3 protein-coding genes are annotated in these 4,572 nt (G+C 49.3%); 1 reads left to right on the top strand and 2 read right to left on the bottom strand.

What is annotated here, in order from left to right; translation table 11 throughout:
* The first annotated feature begins 885 nt into the window (after nt 1–885).
* A complete protein-coding gene (locus LKK83_RS11065; protein WP_324631163.1) occupies nt 886–2,172 on the top strand; it encodes a Glu/Leu/Phe/Val family dehydrogenase in 1,287 nt (428 codons plus the stop codon).
* A 161-nt stretch (nt 2,173–2,333) separates the two neighbouring features.
* Here the strand turns inward: LKK83_RS11065 and LKK83_RS11060 are convergent, their stop codons facing one another.
* Nucleotides 2,334–2,705, bottom strand: a complete 372-nt coding sequence (locus LKK83_RS11060; protein WP_324631162.1) for a hypothetical protein — start codon at nt 2,703–2,705, stop codon at nt 2,334–2,336.
* Nucleotides 2,706–2,758: 53 nt separating this feature from the next.
* Nucleotides 2,759–4,459 carry an ABC1 kinase family protein gene (locus LKK83_RS11055; RefSeq protein WP_324631164.1) on the bottom strand — a complete coding sequence of 567 codons (1,701 nt, stop codon included), beginning with the start codon at nt 4,457–4,459 and terminating at the stop codon, nt 2,759–2,761.
* Between the last annotated feature and the right edge of the window lie 113 nt (nt 4,460–4,572).

Below are 4,572 nucleotides of genomic sequence, written 5' to 3'. Positions count from 1 at the left end.
GAGCTTGGGAAAATATTCGAGCGTAGCAAGAATAAAGTCTTACCAAGCCCTTCCCTTTAGGGATGGGGTTCCTGACATTTCTGGCAATTCAGCCTGCATGCAACAGCCAAGGTGAATTTTTTGCAAGACCCAAGCGAATGGACTCGGGCGTGGGCGATCGGCGATCGCAGATGGGTTTGTTGCACAACACATGCCACTCGCCGAACTTTACAGCACTGAGCGCAATAAGTGGATTACGCCGGTCCCCTACTTTTCCAGTTTAAAGGTTTGCCAACGGTCCTGGCAGCAGTTCTCTGGCAAATTTTTACTCGTTCACTAAAATCGAGCGCTCTATGGGTAGTCGGCAAACCCAGATTTCCGGCGTCATTTCCGGCGGTTGAATGGCAATCGTAAAGTGACATCACTCGCGCTGCCCTCTGGGAGGGGCGCGGCAATTGGGTCTTGTTCCGATGCGAGGTCTGGGTGGTTTGTCTGTGGCAACCTTTGCCTACACCTGCCAATTTAGGTTTTTTGATTTTTTAATGCACTGTTTAAATTTGGCTAATGGAAAGTTTAAGAATGGTTTAAGTAGATTTTGACCATGCAATGGATAAGAAAAATTTCAGGTTGCCGAGCACTTAACTGCCGCGATCGCGAATTCCACCGTTGCGTTCAATAGCGCAAATTCACGCAAAAAACTGTATAATAAACTACAGGTATCGAGGGAAGAACAATCCAAACCCGGCGTAATTCATAAGTATAAATTATTTTTGAAGTGCAAAAAATATTTTATGCTTATTTTGTGGGGCACACACCAAGGAGCGATCGCGGCGATCGCTCCTTGGGGTGGGTTTGTGGCATCATTCCTCGAACAGAAGCAGAAAATGCAATTCGGAGTGGAAAAAAATGTCAGATTCTTTATTTGCCGATGCCAGTAAACGACTGGAACGAGCGATGAAATACATCTCGATTTCCGAAGATGCGCTAGAATATTTGAAGTATCCAAAATCCAGTTTAATCGTGTCGATTCCAGTGCGGATGGATAACGGAGCGTTGCGAATTTTTCCCGGCTATCGGGTGCGCTACGACGATACCCGAGGTCCGGGAAAAGGCGGGGTTCGATATCATCCAAACGTCTCCTTAGATGAAGTCACCTCCCTGGCATTTTGGATGACCTTTAAATGTGCCGTTCTCGACCTTCCCTTTGGCGGGGCAAAAGGTGGCGTAACGGTGAATCCGAAGGAACTGTCGAAGTTGGAATTAGAACGATTGACGCGAGGGTATATTGAGGCGATCGCCGATTTTATCGGACCGGACATCGATATTCCCGCCCCGGATGTTTATACCAATCCAATGGTCATGGGGTGGATGATGGATCAATACAATATTATCAAGCGATCGCTCAATCCCGCCGTGGTAACGGGCAAACCTATCACCCTTGGCGGTAGTGTGGGGCGAAATACCGCCACCGGAACCGGCGCTTATTTTACGATCGAAACCCTGATGCGAAAATTCGACCGCCAACCCCACGAAACCACCGTCGCCGTACAAGGATTTGGAAATGCCGGCGCAGTGGTTGCCGAACTCCTGGCAAAAACCGGCTATAAAGTGGTCGCCGTCAGCGATTCTAAAGGGGGGATTTATGCCAAAAAAGGACTAGATATTCCCAGCATTCGGCATTACAAAGAATCCAACAAAGGCATTCAAGCAATCTACTGCGAAGACAGCGTTTGCAACATTGTCGAACATGAAATTATCAGCAATGAAGAATTACTGGCGTTAGAGGTAGATCTGTTGATTCCCGCCGCCCTGGAAAATCAAATTACCGCCGCTAACGTTAAGGATATCAAAGCTAAGTATATCTTTGAAGTCGCCAACGGACCGATTAGTGCCGATGCCGATGCCGATTTAGAAGCGCGGGGTATTTATGTAGTGCCGGATATTTTAGTGAATGCCGGGGGGGTCACGGTCAGTTATTTTGAGTGGGTGCAAAATCGCAGCGGTTTGTATTGGTCTGTGGAAGAAGTCAATCAACGCTTGCAGCAGAAAATGATTAAGGAAACCGAGAAAATATGGCAATTAGCCGAAGAGTTTGACATTCCCATGCGAACCGCCGCTTACGTGCATGGGTTGAACCGCCTCGGCGAAGCCCTCAGCGCCAAGGGAACCCGGGATTATTATGTGAACGGTTGAGGAGGGATGTCAGACGCCTTCCTGGTGCCTTGGTGGCGATCGCCGCGAGTGAATCGATGAGAGAAGCAATGTTCGGGGCGCATGGTAGTGCGCCCCGAGAATCATTTCCCCAGTTCGATCGCCCTGGATTGGCGGTGCGATCGCTTGGCATCAAAACCCAGTTAGACAAACAAATCCAAATCCAGCGCTTTCGATCCGCCCTTTTCTAGCTGAACCAACACTTTGCCCAATTGCCACCACACCAACCAAGTGGTAAACACAGTCAGCGGTAAAGCGAAAGCATAGGCAAACTTGGCATTAAAGCCAAAAATTTCCAATCCCGAGGCGAGAAAGACGCAAATCCCGCCCGCCATGCCTAAAAACGGAAGCTGGAATTCCAACCCTCTCGCTTGGGAAAGACTGCGACTGGAACGACTGCGAGACCACGTTTGCACGAATTGGGTCAAAGTGGCATAAAATGCACTTCCCGATGCGATCGCGGCGAGTAAACCTGCCGCTAAGAGAAAATAGGGCGGTTCTGGAAAATTAGACACGAATATCTCCTTACATTGCTAAGCGTTTATCGTGGATAGCGATCGAAAAAACCTTACCGCATCTCGCGAGAGTTGGGGTCGCCAGAAACACTCAGGGTGGCAACCAAGGGCAGTAAAGCTGCAGCTCCTTCGCGGGAAAAATCTGCCAAAGCGCCCAGTGCGGCGGTGAATAACCGATTAGGTTGAATATCTTCTTTCACCAAATTCCACAAGCGACGCACTTCCTCGGTATGGAGCTTATCGTCTTCTGTTAATGCAAGCAATAGCTTCTGACGCAGAAACGCTCCTTCCTCGGAAAGCAGGTACCGCAGACCCAATTCGGCGGTGGGAAGCAGGTCGAAATTGTTGTCCGATCGCGCGATCGCGATTAAATTCTCCAGTCGATGCCACTGGAACTTACCCCCCTTAAACAACACCTCAATTAACCGCCGCCGCAATTGCGGAGATTCCCCCGTCAGCAGACGCCGCGCCACATAGGGATACGCCACATCCACAATTTTGAAATTCGGATCGATACTTAACGCCAACCCTTCCTGAGTCACCAAAGAGCGAATAATCAACGCAAATTTCGCCGGTACGCGGAAAGGATACTCGTACATCAACTCGGAAAAGCGATCGGTAATCGTTTTGAAATTAAAATCCCGCACGCTTTGCCCGAGAATATCCCCCAATACCGCTTCTAATGCCGGCACGATTGGCAATATGTCCGTTTCTGGGGTCAAAAACCCCAGTTTCACAAACTCTTCGGCGAGTTCCAAGTAATCTTTGTTAATCAGATGAACCACTGCATCCACCAGGTTTTCTTTGGTGGTTTCTTCCAGTTGATCCATCATCCCGAAATCGATATATGCCATGCGCCCATCGGACATGGCAAACAAATTCCCCGGGTGGGGGTCTGCATGGAAAAATCCAAACTCTAATAGCTGCTGCAAACCACTGGTGACGCCAGTCTCGATGATGGAATTAATATTGATAGACGCCGCTTTCAGGGCGTGATTATCGGTGAGTTTATAGCCGTGAATCCACTCTAAAGTCAGCACGCGGTTGGTGCTGTAGCGCCAGTAGATGGCGGGGACTTTAACGTTGGAGTTATTGCTGAAGTTGGCGGCAAATTTTTCGGCGTTGCGTCCCTCATTGAGATAGTCCACTTCTTCAAAGAGTTTGCTGCCGAATTCATCCACAATTAAGCCCAGGTCATGGCCTAAATTTAAGGGCAACCACGGTCCGAGCAGTTTGGCACCCCAGCGCATTAAGTACAAGTCTAAGCTCAGCAGGGGTTTGAGGTTCGGGCGCTGCACTTTTACCGCCACTTCTTCGCCGCTATGCAGATAGGCGCGATACACTTGCCCTAAACTCGCCGCCGCAATTGGCGCTGGGGAAATCTCGGCAAAGATTTCCTCGATTCGGAGGTTGAGTTCGGTTTCGATGATGCGATAGGCGATCGCGGTGTCAAACGGCGGCAAACTATCCTGCAGCTTGACTAGCTCCTCTAAAAAGTCTTTGCGGATTAAATCCGGTCGCGTGGAAAGGGCTTGCCCCACTTTAATATAAGTAGGCCCCAGGTTCGTTAAAATGTACTGCAGTCGCGAGGCTCTTTTTTGTCGGTTTTTCTCGACTTGGTTCGTCCACTCGTCCCACTTTAAGCCCCAGATAAAATTGGCAAAATACCAGATGATTGTTACAACTCGCCAGATGACTTTCCAGGGACGATAGCGGTAGTAACGCGCAATCGCCTCGGGATCGTATCGCCTCATTTGAGCTAATGTCTTGGAACTCACGCCTTTATTTGCCTCTCATCAGAAATTAGGGTTGGTAAGGGGGAGAACGGAAACCCTCGTCATTTATGCGTAGGGAGGAGTTCTCCCCC

This window comes from Phormidium sp. CCY1219 (assembly GCF_035615515.1).
Taxonomy (GTDB): Bacteria; Cyanobacteriota; Cyanobacteriia; order Cyanobacteriales; family Laspinemataceae; genus CCY1219.
This window is presented reverse-complemented; position numbering and strand designations above follow the sequence as displayed.

Coding starts and splice junctions, on each gene's coding strand:
- LKK83_RS11065 (WP_324631163.1), top strand. CDS start 886: ATGTCAGATTCTTTATTTGCCGATGCCAGTAAACGACTGGAACGAGCG.
- LKK83_RS11055 (WP_324631164.1), bottom strand. CDS start 4,459: ATGAGGCGATACGATCCCGAGGCGATTGCGCGTTACTACCGCTATCGT.